This is a genomic window from Mycolicibacterium xanthum (assembly GCF_019710635.1).
In the GTDB taxonomy this organism is placed as follows: domain Bacteria; phylum Actinomycetota; class Actinomycetes; order Mycobacteriales; family Mycobacteriaceae; genus Mycobacterium; species Mycobacterium xanthum.
In genome coordinates this window covers 35,792-52,894 of record NZ_JAIFZS010000048.1, presented here as the reverse complement: position 1 = coordinate 52,894, position 17,103 = coordinate 35,792, and the positions used below count along the sequence as shown (strand labels likewise).

Annotated in this window: 17 protein-coding genes; 7 read left to right on the top strand and 10 right to left on the bottom strand. The window is 68.8% G+C overall.

Annotated elements, in window-relative coordinates; translation table 11 throughout:
• Window positions 1–219: 219 nt before the first annotated feature.
• Entirely contained in the window at window positions 220–654 is a 435-nt protein-coding gene (gene mscL / locus JDV09_RS18820) for a large-conductance mechanosensitive channel protein MscL (RefSeq protein ID WP_221370670.1), read from the top strand.
• A gap of 79 nt (window positions 655–733) precedes the next feature.
• On the opposite strand, the gene mspA (JDV09_RS18815) is transcribed toward mscL, so the two are convergent.
• The 10 genes from mspA (JDV09_RS18815) to JDV09_RS18770 form a co-directional block, all read right to left on the bottom strand.
• Complete coding sequence (mspA, locus tag JDV09_RS18815) at window positions 734–1,375, bottom strand: porin MspA (protein WP_221370669.1); 642 nt, start codon at window positions 1,373–1,375, stop codon at window positions 734–736.
• 86 nt (window positions 1,376–1,461) lie between these two features.
• Window positions 1,462–2,103: a porin MspA gene (gene mspA, locus JDV09_RS18810; protein ID WP_221370668.1), complete on the bottom strand. Its 642-nt coding sequence runs from the start codon at window positions 2,101–2,103 to the stop codon at window positions 1,462–1,464.
• 390 nt (window positions 2,104–2,493) lie between these two features.
• The gene (locus tag JDV09_RS18805; protein ID WP_221370667.1) at window positions 2,494–2,652 is read right to left on the bottom strand and encodes a hypothetical protein; all 159 of its coding nucleotides are present in this window, start codon (window positions 2,650–2,652) and stop codon (window positions 2,494–2,496) included.
• 160 nt (window positions 2,653–2,812) lie between these two features.
• Window positions 2,813–3,358 (bottom strand): MogA/MoaB family molybdenum cofactor biosynthesis protein, encoded by a 546-nt coding sequence (locus JDV09_RS18800; protein ID WP_221370705.1) that lies wholly within the window; start codon window positions 3,356–3,358, stop codon window positions 2,813–2,815.
• Window positions 3,359–3,387: 29 nt separating this feature from the next.
• Window positions 3,388–4,743, bottom strand: a complete 1,356-nt coding sequence (locus JDV09_RS18795) for a S1C family serine protease (protein WP_221370666.1) — start codon at window positions 4,741–4,743, stop codon at window positions 3,388–3,390.
• 150 nt (window positions 4,744–4,893) lie between these two features.
• Window positions 4,894–6,285: a HAMP domain-containing sensor histidine kinase gene (locus tag JDV09_RS18790; RefSeq protein WP_221370704.1), complete on the bottom strand. Its 1,392-nt coding sequence runs from the start codon at window positions 6,283–6,285 to the stop codon at window positions 4,894–4,896.
• 86 nt (window positions 6,286–6,371) lie between these two features.
• Window positions 6,372–7,058 (bottom strand): response regulator transcription factor, encoded by a 687-nt coding sequence (locus JDV09_RS18785; protein ID WP_221370665.1) that lies wholly within the window; start codon window positions 7,056–7,058, stop codon window positions 6,372–6,374.
• A gap of 50 nt (window positions 7,059–7,108) precedes the next feature.
• The gene (gene rpmF, locus JDV09_RS18780; protein WP_221370664.1) at window positions 7,109–7,282 is read right to left on the bottom strand and encodes a 50S ribosomal protein L32; all 174 of its coding nucleotides are present in this window, start codon (window positions 7,280–7,282) and stop codon (window positions 7,109–7,111) included.
• A gap of 221 nt (window positions 7,283–7,503) precedes the next feature.
• Window positions 7,504–7,848 (bottom strand): heme-binding protein, encoded by a 345-nt coding sequence (locus JDV09_RS18775; protein ID WP_221370663.1) that lies wholly within the window; start codon window positions 7,846–7,848, stop codon window positions 7,504–7,506.
• Between the two features lie 49 nt (window positions 7,849–7,897).
• Window positions 7,898–8,164 (bottom strand): hypothetical protein, encoded by a 267-nt coding sequence (locus JDV09_RS18770; RefSeq protein ID WP_221370662.1) that lies wholly within the window; start codon window positions 8,162–8,164, stop codon window positions 7,898–7,900.
• Window positions 8,165–8,545: 381 nt separating this feature from the next.
• Between JDV09_RS18770 and JDV09_RS18765 the strand changes: the two genes are divergently transcribed.
• The 6 genes from JDV09_RS18765 to JDV09_RS18740 all read left to right on the top strand — a co-directional run bounded on the left by JDV09_RS18765 (window position 8,546) and on the right by JDV09_RS18740 (window position 17,062).
• Entirely contained in the window at window positions 8,546–10,288 is a 1,743-nt protein-coding gene (locus JDV09_RS18765; protein WP_308124167.1) for an acyclic terpene utilization AtuA family protein, read from the top strand.
• Window positions 10,285–11,445 carry an acyl-CoA dehydrogenase family protein gene (locus JDV09_RS18760; protein ID WP_221370661.1) on the top strand — a complete coding sequence of 387 codons (1,161 nt, stop codon included), beginning with the start codon at window positions 10,285–10,287 and terminating at the stop codon, window positions 11,443–11,445. Before JDV09_RS18765 ends, JDV09_RS18760 begins: the two co-directional genes overlap by 4 nt.
• Entirely contained in the window at window positions 11,442–13,067 is a 1,626-nt protein-coding gene (locus tag JDV09_RS18755) for an acyl-CoA carboxylase subunit beta (RefSeq protein WP_221370660.1), read from the top strand. The genes JDV09_RS18760 and JDV09_RS18755 overlap by 4 nt, the downstream gene beginning before the upstream one ends.
• A 67-nt stretch (window positions 13,068–13,134) precedes the next feature.
• Window positions 13,135–15,135: an acetyl/propionyl/methylcrotonyl-CoA carboxylase subunit alpha gene (locus JDV09_RS18750; RefSeq protein WP_221370659.1), complete on the top strand. Its 2,001-nt coding sequence runs from the start codon at window positions 13,135–13,137 to the stop codon at window positions 15,133–15,135.
• Window positions 15,132–16,292 (top strand): acyl-CoA dehydrogenase family protein, encoded by a 1,161-nt coding sequence (locus JDV09_RS18745; protein WP_221370658.1) that lies wholly within the window; start codon window positions 15,132–15,134, stop codon window positions 16,290–16,292. Before JDV09_RS18750 ends, JDV09_RS18745 begins: the two co-directional genes overlap by 4 nt.
• Window positions 16,292–17,062, top strand: a complete 771-nt coding sequence (locus tag JDV09_RS18740) for an enoyl-CoA hydratase family protein (protein ID WP_221370657.1) — start codon at window positions 16,292–16,294, stop codon at window positions 17,060–17,062. Before JDV09_RS18745 ends, JDV09_RS18740 begins: the two co-directional genes overlap by 1 nt.
• The last annotated feature ends 41 nt before the right edge of the window (window positions 17,063–17,103 follow it).

Here is a 17,103-nt window from a genome sequence, read left to right as displayed (position 1 = left end):
AGAGTGCCCTGAAACTGCCCTCGAACGCGACCCCGCAGACGCGCCGATTCTCCCGGAAACACCGCTTTCCAGAGGGGATTTCGGCGAGCCGGATATCCACACCCGGTGGCGGCCCGGGGCTCCGGTCGGCCGGCCCCGACCCTGCGTGGTCCGGCCGCCAAGCGGTGTCGGGCGCTAACGTTCCAGTGAACGGGCCCACGTCAGAAAGGTTGGCACACCATGCTCAAGGGATTCAAAGAGTTCATCTCACGCGGCAACGTCATAGACCTGGCCGTCGCGGTCGTCATCGGTGCGGCGTTCACCGGGCTCGTGACCGCGTTCACCGACGGTGTCATCCAGCCGCTCGTCGACCGGATCGGAGCCGGACCCGATTCCGACTACGGCATTCTGCGGATTCCTTTGGGCGGCGAGCAGTTTGTCGATCTCAACGCCGTGCTGTCGGCGGCCATCAACTTCCTCATCGTCGCCGCGGTCATCTATTTCGTGGTCGTGGTGCCGTTCAAGAAACTCAAGGAGCGCGACGTCGCGGTGGAGCCGGCGGAGACCGAGCTCACACTGCTGACCGAGATCCGGGACCTGCTGCGGGCCGGCGCCGGCGCCGACGCGGCCGCCGAGCTCGGCGACGCGCCCGAGCAGCGATCCACCGACGGGTGAAACCCCGTCCTCTCGAACGGAATTGGCCCCCGGTCGGCGTAACCGGGGGCCAATTCGTGTCAACGATGCAACGAGAGTGTCAGTTCATGTTCCAGGGTGTCCCGTAGGTGGTGACGCTGTCACCGGTCGACGAGATCAGCCGCGCGTACGGGCGCAGCAGCACGCCACCGGCAGCACCGGTGACCGTGCCGTGAGCGTTCGACACCGCGACCGAGCCGCCGGCACCGGAGACATCGACCGAGAAGGTCGCGACCTCCTGGATGCCCGGGCCGTTACCCAGGTCGGCCGAGATCGACACACCCGGGAACAGCGGCGGGGTCACGATCGAGTCGAACGGCCCCGCAGCGTCGGTGAAGTCAGCACCCCAGCCGTCGAACGCGATGTTCGGCGTGGTGTAGCTGAAGTTGATGCCCACACCCAGCGACCACGGGAAGCCCACCTGGTAACCGAGCTCGAGGGTGCCCTCGAAGTCGTCGGCGCCGTCACCGGCCACCATGTATGTCGCCTTGCCGGAGTGGAACCACTCGCGGGTCAGGCGGTTGCGGTCCAGCGGAAAGACGCCGTTGAGGAACGTGTCCCACTGCTGGATCGTCAGTGTCCGGCCCTGGCCGTCGACCAGGCTCAGCTCATTGTCCAGCCCGGCATGCGACGTGCCGGTGCTCACGAACAGCGCGGCGACGGCCACCACCATCGCAGTCAAGGCCCTACAGAAAGTCTTCATGTTTCTCCCAGTGGATTTACAGTTTGTCCCCGAAACGGCGTTAGCCCCCGGCAAACGCCGAGGGCCAACTCCGTGTTGAGCGTATGTCAGTTCATGTTCCAAGGCTCGCCGTAGGTGGTGACGCTGTCACCGGTCGACGAGATCAGCCGCGCGAACGGGCGCAGCAGCACACCACCGGCAGCACCGGTGACCGTGCCGTGAGCGTTCGACACCGCGACCGAGCCGCCGGCACCCGCGACGTCCACCGAGAAGGTCGCGACCTCCTGGATGCCCGGGCCGTTACCCAGGTCGGCCGAGATCGACACACCCGGGAAGAACGGCGGGGTCACGATCGAGTCGAACGGTCCCGCAACGTCGCCGAAGTCAGCACCCCAGCCGTCGAACGCGATGTTCGGCGTGGTGTAGCTGAAGTTGATGCCCACACCCAGCGACCACGGGAAGCCCACCTGGTAACCGAGCTCGAGGGTGCCCTCGAAGTCGTCGGCGCCGTCACCGGCCACGATGTATGTCGCCTTGCCGGAGTGGAACCACTCGCGGGTCAGGCGGTTGCGGTCCAGCGGGAAGACGCCGTTGAGGAACGTGTCCCACTGCTGGATCGTCAGAGTATTGCCCTGGCCGTCGACCAGGCTCAGCTCATTGTCCAGCCCCGCGTGAGAGGTGCCAGTGCTCACGAACAAAGCCGCGATGGACGCCACCATCGCGATCAGCACCCGACTGATTGCCTTCATGATCTCCCTAGCTATGTAGATCGGGACCCCGGTGATGGGGAACCGAAGTGTTCGTGCCTGGCCTAACTGCTACACCACACACCTCGCAAGACCAACATGTGAGTGGAATTAGAAACCCCACACGCCGTTCTTACGAATCACTCATCGTTGACACGAGGAACATAACGGGGAGGCTTCGGACCGGCAACGCGTGGGACCGGTGGTGTCGGGCGGAACACACGCTTGTGAGTCATTTGCTGACGACTCCCCGCAGGCTCGGGACCCCTTCCTCGCGACGACGGGGAATGGCCGGACAAACCGTCGCTGATCTTGACCCCGCATCTGGCTATTCGAATCCGGGGCCGAGAGTGTTACCAGAGATACCTGCTGGTGTTATTGCGAAAGCACAGGTCAGTCGTGGTGAGGCGGGACGTTGTCGCGCAGCCACCGGTCGCGATCGATCTCGTCGTCCGGCGTGACCGGCTCGCGTTCGTCAATCGATATCTCCGGCAATGCATTCCCGAAAATCTTGTTAACTGCGTCCCGCGACCGCCCGACCGGCTCGGTCATCGCCCAAACCTCCTGTGATAAAGATCACATTCTGCTGGCACCGCCCGTTCACCTTCTCTTAACAGTGCAGGTCGCGAGCCCGCAGAAGGCATAAACAGACAAATGGCAGAGGACCCCGTCGGGGGTCGCTCTGCCATCGGTGTCTGAGAGCGCACCTCGTTTAGATCTCCAAACTGGATAGCTGTGCGATGACCTGGCCCGCAAGGGGTCCGAGGGTGGCCATCCCGTCGCGCACCGCGGCCCGCGAGCCGGCCAGGTTGACGACGAGCGTGCTGCCCGAGATACCGGCAAGACCCCTGGAGACCCCGGCGTCGATGATGCCCGCCGACAGCCCCGATGCGCGCAGGGCTTCGGAGATGCCCAGGAGCTCGCGGTCCAGCAGGTCGACGGTCGCCTCGGGGGTCACGTCACGCGGTGTCACTCCGGTCCCGCCGACCGACACCACCAGGTCGACACCACCGATCACGGCGGTGTTCAGCGCGTTGCGGATCTCGACCTCGTCGGATGACACCACGATCACGCCGTCGACCACGAAGCCCGCTTCACCGAGCAACTCGGTCACCAGTGGGCCGCTGTGATCTTGTTCGTCGCCGTGGGCGGTGCGGTCGTCGACGACAATCACCAGTGCCCGGCCGGCCAACGAATGGGGCTGTTCCATGCGCTCAACCGTATATCTCGGCCCGGACAACGGCGCAGCCACACGCAGCTCGACGGCGACCGGGGCGACGGAGGCCCTCACTGACCAGCCCTACCGAGCGTGACGTCGACCGTCTGAGTCTTGCCCGCCTCGTCCAGGAAGGTCAGCGTCACCTTGTCGCCGGGGGCGTGCGAGCGCACGGCGGCCACCAGCGCGTCGGCGCTGCCGATCACCCGGTCGTCGACCTTGGTCACCACGACGCCGCTGGGCAGCCCCGCCGCCGAGGCCGCACCGCCGGCGGTGACCTCGACGATCATGGCGCCGTCGACACCGGCATTGTTGCCGACCTGAACGCCCAGTGAGGCGCGCGACGCGGTGCCGGTCTGGATCAGCTCGTCGGCGATCCGCTTGGCCTGGTCCACCGGGATCGCGAACCCGAGCCCGATCGAGCCGCCCTGGGCGCCTCCGGCATCGGCCCCGAGCGTCGCGATCGCCGAGTTGATCCCGACCAGTTCACCGTTCATGTTGACCAGCGCACCGCCGGAGTTGCCCGGGTTGATGGCCGCGTCGGTCTGGATCGCGTCCAGGACGGTGTTCTGGTTCTGCGCGTCGCCACCAGCGGCGACCGGCCGGTTCAGGGCGCTGATGATGCCGGTGGTGACCGTGCCCTCCAGACCCAGCGGCGAGCCGATCGCCACGACGTCCTGGCCGACCCGCAGTTCGGCCGACGATCCGACGGTGATCGGCGTCAGACCGGACGCGTTCTCTGCGCGCACCACCGCGATGTCGCTGCTCGGGTCGGTGCCCACGACGGTGAACGGCGCGGTGCTGCCGTCGGAGAACGTCACCTTGGTCTCCGGATTGTCCGCTGCCGCACCGCCGGCGGCGGCCGACACCACGTGGTTGTTGGTCAGAATCAGCCCGTCCGTCGACAACACGACGCCCGAGCCCTCCTCGGACTGGCGGCCGAGATCCACCTCGAGCTTCACCACGCTGGGCACCACCTTGGCCGCCACCTGCTCGACCGAGCCGGCCGGCACGCTGGCCGCGGGCACGCTGGGGGCGGCCCCGGACGAATTGATCGCCGTGGCGGCGTGATCGGGGTGCACGAGCATGGCCACGCCACCGCCGATGCCACCCGAGAGGAGCGCGACCGCGACCGCGCCGGCAGCCAGAGCGGTCGCCCGGGTGCGCTTCCTGGTCTCGGGCGCGGAAACGGGAGGCATCCCCGGCCGGGGGTACTGCCCCGGCCCCGGCATCGGCGCCCCGCGGTAGGGATCGTAGGACGGCCGAAACGCCTGACGCTGTTGCTCGGTGGCGTAGCGCCAGTCATACGGCTGCTGCTCGTAGGACCCCGGCCGCTGCGGTCCGACCGAACCGGGCTGCACCTGCCCGGGCATACCCTGGCGCTGTCCCGGGTGCGGGGTCTGCGGATACCTCGGGTCATTGGTCATGTCGCTGCGATGCTCTTCCTGGAGTAGGGTCCGTCACCCCGAACAACGTCGGGCATACGACCAGAGTGCCCAGCCGTGCTGAGAATCCACTTAGAGATCATTCGGCACAGCTTTAGACTTCTGCCCCACCATCCTCACTGGTGACACGGCTCACCCCCACAACCTGCCGCCGCGTGTCGCGGGTTCGGCGGGCTCCGGTTCTTCCTCGCCCACCGCGGGTCGGCCCGGGAGCACGACGTGCATCGAGGTCCCCGGCGGGTGTCCGCTCGGCACGGTGTCCTCGACGCGAAGGGTGCCGCCGTGCTTGAGCACGACCTGCTTGACGATGGCCAGGCCGAGGCCCGAACCCGGCATCCCCCGCGCCGGTGTCGCCCGGTAGAAACGCTCGAAGACCAGTCCCCGCTCCTGCGGCGGTATTCCGGGACCCTGGTCGGAGACCACGAACTCGGCGTGCAGCGGGTCGATCTGGTCCAGCCGGACGCCCACCTTCCCGCCAGGCGGGCTCCATTTCGCGGCGTTGTCGAGCAGGTTGAGCACGGCGCGGGCCAGTCCGGCCGCATCGCCGTACACCTGCCAGGGCCTGACCGACACATCGAACTCGATGTCGTTGCGCCGCCGACGAACCCGCTCCAGCGAACGATCGATGACGTCGCCCATCTCGACGGTCTCGTGGATCACTCCGCCGGCGTCCTCCCGCGTCAGATCCACCAGATCGCCCACCAGGGTGGACAGTTCCTCGATCTGCGCCAGCACGTCGGTCCGCAGACCGGCCATCTCCTCCTCGGGCAGGCCGGGCTTGCCGGGTTCCATCGACACCATCAGCAGCTCGACATTGGTCCGCAGCGACGTCAGCGGTGTCCGCAGCTCGTGACCCGCGTCGGTGACCAGTCGCGCCTGGCGCTCCCGGGATTCCGCCAGCGCTCGCAACATCATGTTGAAAGCCTCGGTGAGGCGGGCGAGTTCGTCGCTTCCGTACACGGGTATCGGACGCAGGTCGTCGGTGCGGGCGACCCGTTCGGCCGCCTGGGTGAGCCGGGCGACCGGCCGCAGGCCGGCACTGGCCACCATGCCGCCGGCGATGGCCGCCACCGCCACTCCGATCCCGCCCACGATGAGCAGCACGGTGCCCAGCCGTTTGAGCACCTCACCGGTGGGCGCCAGGCTCTTCGAGATCAGCAGGGTGTTGCCCTCCGGCAGGTGTAGCGCCAGGACCCGCTGATGGTTGACGGTGCGCAGGGACAGCAGCAGTTTCCCGTCGATGACGTCTTTTTCGGGGCCGCCGAGCGGCAGGGTCTGGCCCTCCTGGTTGGCCGTGTAGATGGTCCGGCCCGGAATCACCAGCATCGCATTGACATCCGAGTAGGCGGTGCCCTCGATCGCCTTACCGGGATCGGCGGCCAGCGACCCGCTCTCCACCAGAAGCCGCGCACGGCTGTGCAGTTGGGTGTCGATGTCGTCGTAGAGCGCGCGGGACACCACCGCGTAGACGGCGACGGCCATCAGCACCACGGCCATCACCACCATGGACATCGCCAACAGCATCACCCGCCACCGCAGAGACACCGAGCTCGTTCCGGGCGACGGCGGAGGCGGCCCACCCGGCCACGGACCGACGGCGTGTCCGTTGGTCACGGAGGCGTCTCCCGCAGCACGTAGCCGACCCCGCGAACGGTGTGGATCAGCCGGGGCTCCCCCTCGGCTTCGGTCTTACGGCGCAGGTAGCCGACGTAGACCTCGAGGGCGTTCCCCGAGGTCGGGAAATCGAATCCCCACACCTCCTCGAGAATCCTGCTTCGGGTCAGCACCCGGCGCGGGTTCGCGATCAGCATCTCCAGCAGGGCGAACTCGGTGCGGGTGAGGCTGATCTGCCGGTCGCCCCGGGTCACCTCGCGGGTCACCGGATCCAGCGTCAGATCCGAGAAGGTCATCGCCGCCGATTCGGTGGTCTCGTCGGGGCTGGTCCGGCGCAGCAACGCCCGCATCCGGGCCAGCAACTCCTCCAGCGCGAACGGCTTGGGCAGATAGTCATCCGCGCCGGCGTCCAGACCCGCGACCCGCTCGGAGACCGAATCCCGCGCGGTGAGCACCAGAATCGGCAGATCGTCACCGGTGCTGCGGAGCTGGCGGCACACCTCGAGCCCGTCGACCCGCGGCATCATCACGTCGAGCACCACCGCGTCGGGCCGATCGTTGGCGATCAGATCCAGGGCTTCACGGCCATCCTGGGCCAGTTCGACCGAGTATCCATTGAAGGAAAGCGACCGTCGGAGGGATTCGCGCACCGCGCGATCGTCGTCAACGACAAGAATGCGCACCGCCACAGTGTCAACCCCCTGTCTGAGAGTGACCTAAGAGGCGCGCCGGGTCAGCGGCGATCGAGATCGATCAGCCCGAGCCTGGCGGCCTTGAGCAGGCGGCGCGGCACCTTGTGCGGCTGACCAGCGACGGTCACGGTGACCAGTCCAGTCGGGGTGGCCTTCCACTGCGCGCGCCGGCTACGGGTGTTCGCGCGCGACATCCTGCGCTTGGGCACAGCCATGATGAAGCTCTCCATCTATCGGGGTGGTGCTGCGGGCGAGCCTGGACCTACCGGGCGCCGGCAATTGGTCATCAGGATAGCCGGTGAGCTGGCCGGGCTCCAAACTCCCGGTCAGCCGACCCGGCCGAAAAAAGAGCCATTGCCGTCGTCGATGACGGCAATGGCCCTGGTGATCCTTCGGATCGCTGGGACCAGCCCGAGCTGCCCGGCTGGGACCAGCCCTAGCCGCCCAGGTTGACGGGCTCCATGCCACAGCGGGCCCGGAAGTCGACCAGCGGCTGCCGGATGCCGGTGAGATCGGCCTCCACGCTGGGGTTGTCCGACATGTAGGTGTGCATCCAGTCGGACCGATCTTCCTTCGGCATGTCCGACATCGTGCTCAGCTGGGCGTTCACATCGGGGTGGGTGAACAGGTAGGCCGACATCGCCGCAGACACACCGGACAACACACCGGACATGTCGGCGAGCGAGCAGTTCGGCGGCGCGGCGGCGGCAGTGGCGGTGCTGCCCAGCAACGCCGCGCCTGCGACGGCTGCAGCGGCTGCAGTACGGACGACGAAGGACATTCCCACTCCTCTAGTTGATCGAGTATTCATCTCGGGCTCGGGGTGCTACTCAGTTGTTGGGCGTTCTGGGGGTGAGCGGTCCACCGCCGAAGTTCTGATCGGCCCGCTGACTCCGCGGGTTGAGGACGAGGCCGGTGGAGTCGTCATCGCAGTACAAACCCATGGTGCAGAACTCGCTTGTCTGCGGCACCGGCAATCCCATTGCAGGAGCGGCGCTGAAGCCGCTGACGGGAACAGCACCGGCGACCGCGGTGGACATGAACACGGCGGCAAATGCTCCCGCCGCCACAATCGGTGCTGTGCGGTGAATCGCCATTCGCATCACTCTCTCTCCAGACCGGCCATAGATCGTTGCGCGCCGGTGTCCAATCTCCCAGAAGCCGAAGGCTTCCCGGGCTTGAGACGACCGGCGTTGCGCTGCCCCCAATTTAGCTGCGCATGCGCGCCTGCGCCGCCTAAGCGGCGAAAACGATCGCTGTACCTAAATTGTCTGCTGCGCGGCTGAATATTACCTCAGCGAGTCCATTTCTCGCGCCGAGTCCGGGAAGGCGCTGACCGCCGATTCCGATCGTGCGAATTTCGCTTCGCGGACCGGCAATCGCCATCCCGAGGGGGCTTGACGCGCCACCGGCGATCCGCGCTAACCTACCGGTTGGTTGGTCGAGAGCCCGACCTCCACGGCCACAAGGGAGTGCGCGTGACGTCTGCGGTGCGGATCGGGAACTGCTCGGGCTTCTACGGGGATCGCCTGGCGGCCATGCGGGAGATGCTCACCGGCGGCGAACTGGACTTTCTCACCGGCGATTATCTCGCCGAACTGACCATGCTGATTCTGGGCCGCGACCGGATGAAGGATCCGGACCGCGGCTACGCCAAGACCTTCCTGCGACAGCTCGAGGACTGTCTCGGCCTGGCCAAGGACCGCAACGTGCGCATCGTGGCCAATGCGGGCGGCCTGAATCCGGCCGGCCTGGCCGACGCGGTGCGTGCCCTCGCGGAGCGCCTCGGGGTCGCGGTCGACGTCGCCCACGTCGCGGGCGACGACCTGATCGGCCGCGCCGCCGAGCTCGGACTGGGCAGTCCGCTGACCGCCAACGCCTACCTCGGCGCCTGGGGCATCGTCGACTGCCTGACCGCGGGCGCCGACATCGTCGTCACCGGGCGGGTCACCGACGCATCGGTCATCGTCGGTCCGGCGGCGGCCCATTTCGGCTGGCGCCCCACCGATCACGACGAGATCGCCGGGGCCGTCGCGGCCGGCCACGTCATCGAGTGCGGGGGCCAGGCCACCGGTGGCAACTATTCGTTCTTCGCTCGCGACTTCCCCGATCTGACGACCTTGCTCCACCCCGGCTTCCCCATCGCCGAGATCGACGCAGACGGATCGTCGGTGATCACCAAGCACCCCGGAACCGGCGGAGCGGTCAGCACCGACACGGTGACCGCGCAGCTGCTCTACGAGATCACCGGCGCCCGGTACGCCAACCCCGACGCCACGCTGCGCGTCGACTCCATCGAACTGTCCGCCGCCGGCGCCGACCGCGTCCGGATCGCCGGTGTCACCGGGGAGCCTCCACCGCCGACGCTGAAGGTGTCGCTGAACAGCCTGGGCGGCTTCCGCAACGAGGTGACCTTCGTGTTGACCGGGCTCGACATCGACGCCAAGGCCGATCTGGTCCGCCGCCAGCTCGAGGCCAGCCTGCCGGTCAAGCCGGCCGAGCTGCAGTGGTCGCTGGCCCGGACCGATCACCCCGACGCCACCACCGAGCAGGCCGCGAGCGCGCTGCTGCGCTGCGTGGTGCGCGACCCGGAACCCGGACCCGTCGGCCGCGAGTTCTCCTCGGCGGCAGTCGAACTGGCGCTGTCCAGCTATCCCGGCTTCACCAGTACCGCACCCCCCGGGGACGGCCAGGTGTACGGGGTGTTCACCGCGGCATACGTTGCGGCCGAGGATGTCGAGCACATCGCCGTGCACCCCGACGGCACCCGCCGCGACATACCGCCCGCCCCGGCGACCCGGGAGCTGGCCCCGGTGCCCGAACCCGAGTTGCCGGAGCGACTTCCGGCCGGGCCCACCCACAGGGCCCCGTTGGGCCTCATCGCCGGAGCGCGCAGTGGCGACAAGGGCGGCAGTGCCAACGTCGGTGTCTGGGTACGCACCGACGAGCAGTGGCGCTGGCTGGTACACGCGCTGACCGTGCCGGCCCTGCGCGAGCTGCTGCCGGAGACCGCCGAACTGCCCGTCACCCGCTACGTCCTGCCCAATCTGCGGGCGGTGAACTTCGTGATCGACGGGATTCTCGGTCGGGGCGTGGCCTACCAGGCGCGGTTCGATCCGCAGGCCAAGGGTCTGGGCGAGTGGCTGCGCAGCCGTCACGTCGACATCCCCGTCGAGCTGTTGACCGGAATCAGCGACATCAGCGAGGAGTTCGTCTCGTGAGCATCTGGACCACCCCGGAACGCGACGATCTGCGCAAGACCGTGCGCGCGTTCGCCGAGCGTCACGTGCTGCCGCACGTCGAGGAATGGGAGCGCAGCGGTGAACTGCCCCGCGACCTGCACCGCAGGGCCGCCGAAGCGGGGCTGCTCGGCGCCGGGTTCCCCGAGGCGGTCGGCGGTGAGGGCGGCGACGGCGCCGACGCGGTGATCATCTGCGAGGAGATGCACCAGGCCGGCGCTCCGGGCGGGGTGTTCGCCTCGTTGTTCACCTGCGGGATCGCCGTACCCCACATGATCGCCTCCGGCGACCGTCGACTGATCGACACCTACGTGCGGCCCACCCTGCGCGGCGAGAAGATCGGCGCCCTGGCCATCACCGAGCCCGGCGGCGGCTCCGACGTCGGGCACCTGCGGACCCGCGCCGTGCTCGACGGCGACGATTTCGTGCTCAACGGCGCCAAGACCTACATCACCTCTGGCGTGCGGGCCGACTACGTGGTCACCGCCGCGCGTACCGGCGGCCCGGGCGCGGCGGGCGTATCGCTGATCGTCGTCGACAAAGACGGCGAGGGCTGCTCACCTGGATTACACGTCAGCCGCAAGCTGGAGAAGATGGGCTGGCGCTCGTCGGACACCGCCGAGCTGTCCTACACCGACGCGCGGGTGCCGGCGGAGAACCTGATCGGCGCCGAGAACACCGGCTTCCTGCAGATCGCCGCCGCATTCGTCTCCGAGCGGGTCGGGCTTGCCGCGCAGGCGTATTCCAGCGCGCAGCGCTGCCTGGACCTGGCGGTGCAGTGGTGCCGCGACCGCGAGACGTTCGGCAAGCCGCTCATCGCACGCCAATCGGTGCAGAACACGCTGGCCGAGATGGCGCGCCGCATCGACGTCGCCAGGGTGTACACCCACTCCGTGGTGGAACGCCAGTTACTGGGCGAGAGCGACCTGATCACCGAGGTGTGCTTCGCCAAGAACACCGCAGTGGAGGCCGGTGAGTGGGTGGCCAACCAGGCCGTGCAGTTGTTCGGCGGCCTGGGCTACATGGCCGAGTCGGAGATCGAGCGGCAGTACCGGGACATGCGGATCCTCGGCATCGGCGGCGGCACCACGGAGATCCTCACATCCCTGGCCGCCAAGACCCTCGGGTTCCAGTCATGACCACGGCGAGCAGCGCAACGGATCGCGCGCCGGCCCTGCGGTCGGCCCTCGACAGCCGGTCGCCGGCCTACCTCGAGGCCGCCGAGGCGATGACCGCCAAGCTCGCCGAGCTGGCCACCGAGCACGCCAAGGCGCTGGCCGGCGGCGGCGAGAAGTACGTGTCGCGCCACCACGCCCGCGGCAAGATGACCGCCCGCGAACGTATCGAAGCGCTGCTGGACCCCGATTCACCGTTTCTGGAACTGAGTCCGCTGGCCGCCTGGGGCAGTCAGTACACGGTCGGCGCGAGTGTCGTCACCGGGATCGGCGCGGTCGAGGGCGTGGAGTGCATGCTGGTCGCCCACGACCCGACGGTCAAGGGCGGAACGAGCAACCCGTGGACGCTGCGGAAGATTCTGCGCGCCAACCAGATCGCGCTGCAGAACCGGCTGCCGGTGATCTCCCTGGTGGAGTCCGGCGGCGCCGATCTGCCCACCCAGAAGGAGATCTTCATCCCGGGCGGGCAGTTGTTCCGCGACCTCACCCGGCTGTCGGCGGCGGGCATCCCGACCATCGCCCTGGTCTTCGGCAACTCGACCGCCGGCGGTGCCTACGTCCCCGGAATGTCCGACCACGTGGTGATGATCAAGGAACGCTCGAAGGTGTTCCTCGCCGGACCCCCGCTGGTGAAGATGGCCACCGGCGAGGAGTCCGACGACGAGTCCCTCGGCGGCGCCGAGATGCACGCCAGGACCTCGGGTCTGGCCGACTACTTCGCCGTCGACGAGCTCGACGCGCTGCGCATCGGCCGGCGCATCGTCGTCCGACTCAACTGGCGGAAGAAGGGGCCCACCCCCGCGCCGTTCACCGCGCCGGTGTTCGACGAGGACGAGCTGATCGGCGTCGTCCCACCGGATCTGCGTATCCCGTTCGATCCGCGGGAGGTGATCGCGCGCATCGTCGACGGTTCGGAGTTCGACGAGTTCAAGCCGCTCTACGGCGGGTCGCTGGTGACCGGCTGGGCCACGCTGCACGGCTACCCGCTGGGCATCCTGGCCAACGCGCGCGGTGTGCTGTTCAGCGAGGAGTCCCAGAAGGCCGCCCAGTTCATCCAGCTCGCCAACCGCTCCGACACCCCACTGCTGTTCCTGCACAACACCACCGGCTACATGGTGGGCAAGGACTACGAGGAGGGCGGGATGATCAAGCACGGCTCGATGATGATCAACGCCGTCTCCAACTCGGCGGTGCCGCACATCTCCCTGCTGATCGGCGCCTCCTACGGCGCGGGTCACTACGGGATGTGCGGGCGCGCCTACGACCCGCGTTTCCTGTTCGCCTGGCCCAGCGCCAAATCCGCCGTGATGGGTGGCGCGCAGCTCGCCGGCGTGCTTTCGATCGTCGGCCGGGCCGCCGCCGAGGCCCGCGGTCAGCAGGTCGACGAGGCCGCAGACGCCGCGATGCGGGCCGCGGTCGAGGGCCAGATCGAGGCCGAGTCCCTGCCCATGGTGTTGTCCGGGATGCTCTATGACGACGGGGTGATCGACCCCCGCGACACCCGCTCGGTGCTGGGCATGTGTCTGTCGGCCATCGCCAATGGACCGATCGAGGGGACGTCGAACTTCGGCGTCTTCCGGATGTGAGCGTGAATTCGGCGTGTTCGGTGGCGCCGAGCGCGGCTGATCACGCCGAAATCGCAGGAGGGACGAGATGATCACCAGGGTCCTGGTCGCCAACCGTGGCGAGATCGCCCGCCGGGTCTTCGCGACCTGCCGGCGGCTGGGCATCGGCACCGTCGCGGTGTACACCGATCCCGACGCCGATGCCCCGCATGTCGCCGAGGCCGACGCGCGGGTACGCCTGGACGGCACCCGCGGCTACCTCGACGCCGCCCAGGTCATCGCCGCCGCACGTGCCGCCGGCGCCGACGCCGTCCACCCCGGCTACGGGTTCCTCTCGGAGAACCCCGAATTCGCCGCGGCGGTGCAGGACGCCGGGCTCACCTGGATCGGCCCACCACCGTCGGCGGTCGCGGCGATGGGATCCAAGATCGAGGCCAAGAAACTGATGGCGGCCGCCGGCGTCCCGGTGCTCGACGAGCTCGACCCGGACAACGTCACCGCCGAGATGCTGCCGGTGCTGATCAAGGCGTCGGCCGGCGGCGGCGGTCGGGGCATGCGGGTGGTCACCGACCTGGCCGACCTGCCCACCCAGGTGCAGGCCGCACAACGTGAGGCGCAGTCGGCGTTCGGCGATCCGACGGTGTTCTGCGAGCGCTACCTGGCCGCCGGGCACCACATCGAGGTCCAGGTCATGGCCGATGCCCACGGCACCGTCTGGGCGGTGGGCGAACGCGAATGCTCGATCCAGCGCCGCCACCAGAAGATCATCGAGGAGGCGCCGTCACCGCTGGTCGAACGGATCACCGGGATGCGTGAGCGGCTCCTCGAGGCGGCCCGGTTGGCGGCGGCGACGATCGGCTACACCGGCGCGGGCACCGTGGAGTTCATGGCCGACGAGCGTGGCTGCTTCTTCTTCCTCGAGATGAACACCCGCCTGCAGGTCGAGCACCCGGTCACCGAGCTGACCACCGGCCTGGACCTGGTGGAGTTGCAGCTGGCGGTCGCCGACGGGGCCTCGCTGGATCCGACACCGCCGACCGGCCGGGGCGCCTCGATCGAGGCCCGGCTCTACGCCGAGGACCCGGCCCGCGACTGGCAGCCGCAGGCCGGAACCGTGCACCGGTTCGGCGTCCCGACCGCCGCCGTCGAGTTCGGCCCGCTGGACCGGCCCGGGGTGCGGCTGGACGCCGGGATCGTCGACGGTTCGCTGATCTCGGTGTTCTACGACCCGATGATCGCGAAGGTCATCTCGTTCGCCCCGACCCGGCGCGGGGCCGCGGCCCTGCTCGCCGACGCGCTGACCCGGACCCGGCTGCACGGTGTGCGCACCAACCGCGACCTGCTCGTCAACGTGTTGCGTCATCCGGCGTTCCTGGACGGCGCGACCGACACCTCGTTCTTCGACACCCATGGGCTGGCGGCGCTTGCCGCCCCGGCGGCCGACGAGCGCGCCACCGAACTGGCGGCGGTGGCCGCGGCCGTCGCCGATGCCGCCCACAATCGTTCGACCGCAACGGTGTTCGGTGCGGTTCCGAGCGGCTGGCGCAACCTCGTCTCGGGCTGGCAGGTCAAGCGCTACGAGGACGCCGACGGCCGCACCCACGAGGTGCGCTACCGGTTCACCCGCACCGGGCTGACCGTCGACGGACACGATGACGTGGCCCTGGCCTCGGCGACCGCGACCCGGGTCGTGCTGTCGGTCGGCCGCCCCGGGCAGGGGGCGTGGGTGGATCACCCGTTCGACGTCGCCCGTTACCGCGACGGGGACACCGCCGCCGTGTATGTCGACTCGCCGCTCGGTTCGGTGCGACTGGCCGTACTGCCCCGGTTCCCCGATCCCGGCGACGCGCTCGCCCACGGGTCGCTGCTGGCGCCGATGCCCGGCTCGGTGCTGCGGGTGGCCGCGGCGGTCGGTGACACGGTCACCGCCGGACAACCGCTGATCTGGCTGGAGGCGATGAAGATGGAGCACACCATCGCCGCACCCGGCGACGGTGTGCTCGTCGAACTCAACGTCGAACCCGGCCACCAGGTGGAGGTCGGGGCAGTACTGGCCCGTGTCGACAACAAGGAGACAGACACCGCATGAACGGCTTCATCGAGACCGAGGAGCAGCAGGCCCTTCGTGAGGCGGTGGCCGCGATGGCCGCCAACTACGGGCAGGACTACTACCTCGAGAAGGCCCGTGCCGGGCAACACACCGACGAGTTGTGGGCCGAGGCGGGCAAGCTCGGCTTCATCGGGGTGAACCTGCCCGAGGAGTACGGCGGCGGCGGGGCGGGCATGTACGAGCTGAGCCTGGTGATGGAGGAGATGGCCGCGGCCGGGTCGGCGCTGCTGATGATGGTGGTCTCCCCCGCGATCAACGGCACGATCATCTCCCGGTTCGGCACCGAGGAACAGAAGAGGCGCTGGGTTCCCGGCATCGCCGATGGCTCGCTGATGATGGCGTTCGCCATCACCGAACCCGATGCCGGCTCGAACTCGCACAAGATCACCACCACCGCCCGCCGCGACGGCAGCGACTGGGTCCTGTCCGGCCAGAAGGTCTACATCTCCGGGGTCGACCAGGCCCAGGCGGTGCTGGTGGTGGGGCGCACGGAGGATCACAGGACGGGGAACCTGAAGCCCGCACTGTTCGTGGTGCCCACCGATGCCCCGGGACTGACCTACACGAGGATCCCGATGGAGATCGTCAGCCCCGAGTTCCAGTTCCAGGTGTTCCTCGACGAGGTGCGCCTGCCCGCCGACGCACTGGTCGGCTCCGGGGACGCCGCGATCGCGCAACTGTTCGCCGGGCTGAACCCGGAACGGATCATGGGTGCGGCCAGCGCGGTGGGCATGGGGCGCTTCGCGATCGGCAAGGCGGTCGACTACGTGAAGACCCGCCAGGTGTGGAAGACCCCGATCGGTGCGCACCAGGGGCTGTCCCACCCGCTGGCCCAGAACCACATCGAGATCGAGCTGGCCAAGCTGATGATGCAGAAGGCGGCCTCGCTGTACGACGCGGGCGACGACGCCGGTGCCGCCGAGGCGGCGAACATGGCGAAGTACGCCGCGGGTGAGGCGTCGGTACGCGCCGTCGACCAGGCCGTGCAGTCCCTGGGCGGCAACGGGCTGACCCAGGAGTACGGCATCGCCTCGGTGCTCACGGCGTCTCGGCTGGCGCGCATCGCGCCGGTCAGCCGGGAGATGATCCTCAACTTCGTGGCCCAGACCTCGCTGGGCCTGCCCAGGTCGTACTGATGCCTGACCTGGTCGCCTACCAGGCCGCCGACGGCATCGCCCGGTTGACACTGGACTCTCCGCACAACCGCAACGCGCTGTCCTCGGCGCTGGTCGAGCAGCTCCACGACGCGCTGACCCGGGCGGCGACCGAGCCGCGGGTGCGGGTCGTGGTTCTCGGGCACACCGGGAGCACGTTCTGCGCGGGTGCCGACCTGTCCGAGGCCCCGGCCGGTGCCGCACCCGCAGACCTCGCGGTGGCCCGTGCCCGGGAGATGACCCGGCTGCTGCGCCGGATCCTCGAGCTGCCGCTTCCGGTGATCGCCGCGATCGACGGGCACGTCCGGGCGGGCGGGCTGGGGCTGGTGGGTGCCTGCGACATCGCCGTGGCCGGACACACCAGCACCTTCGCGCTGACCGAGGCCCGCATCGGGGTGGCTCCGTCGATCGTCTCGCTGACCCTGCTGCCGAAGATGACGGCGCGGGCCGCCGGCCGGTATTTCGTCACCGGAGAGAAGTTCGGCGCCGAGACCGCCGCCGAGATCGGGCTGATCACCGTGGCTTCCGGGGACGTCGACGCGACCGTCGGTGAACTGGCGTCGGCGGCGGCGCTGGGTTCCCCGCAGGGCCTGGCCGCCTCCAAGGCGTTGACGACCGCGGCCATCCTCGACGAGTTCGATCGGCACGCAGAGAAATTGACTCGACAGTCGGCGGAGCTGTTCGTCTCGGACGAGGCGCGCGAAGGGATGATGGCCTTCCTGGAGAAGCGCCGGCCGAACTGGGTGCGGTAGCCGCCTCACAGTTTGGTGAAGAGTGTGTTGCAAGTGCCGAC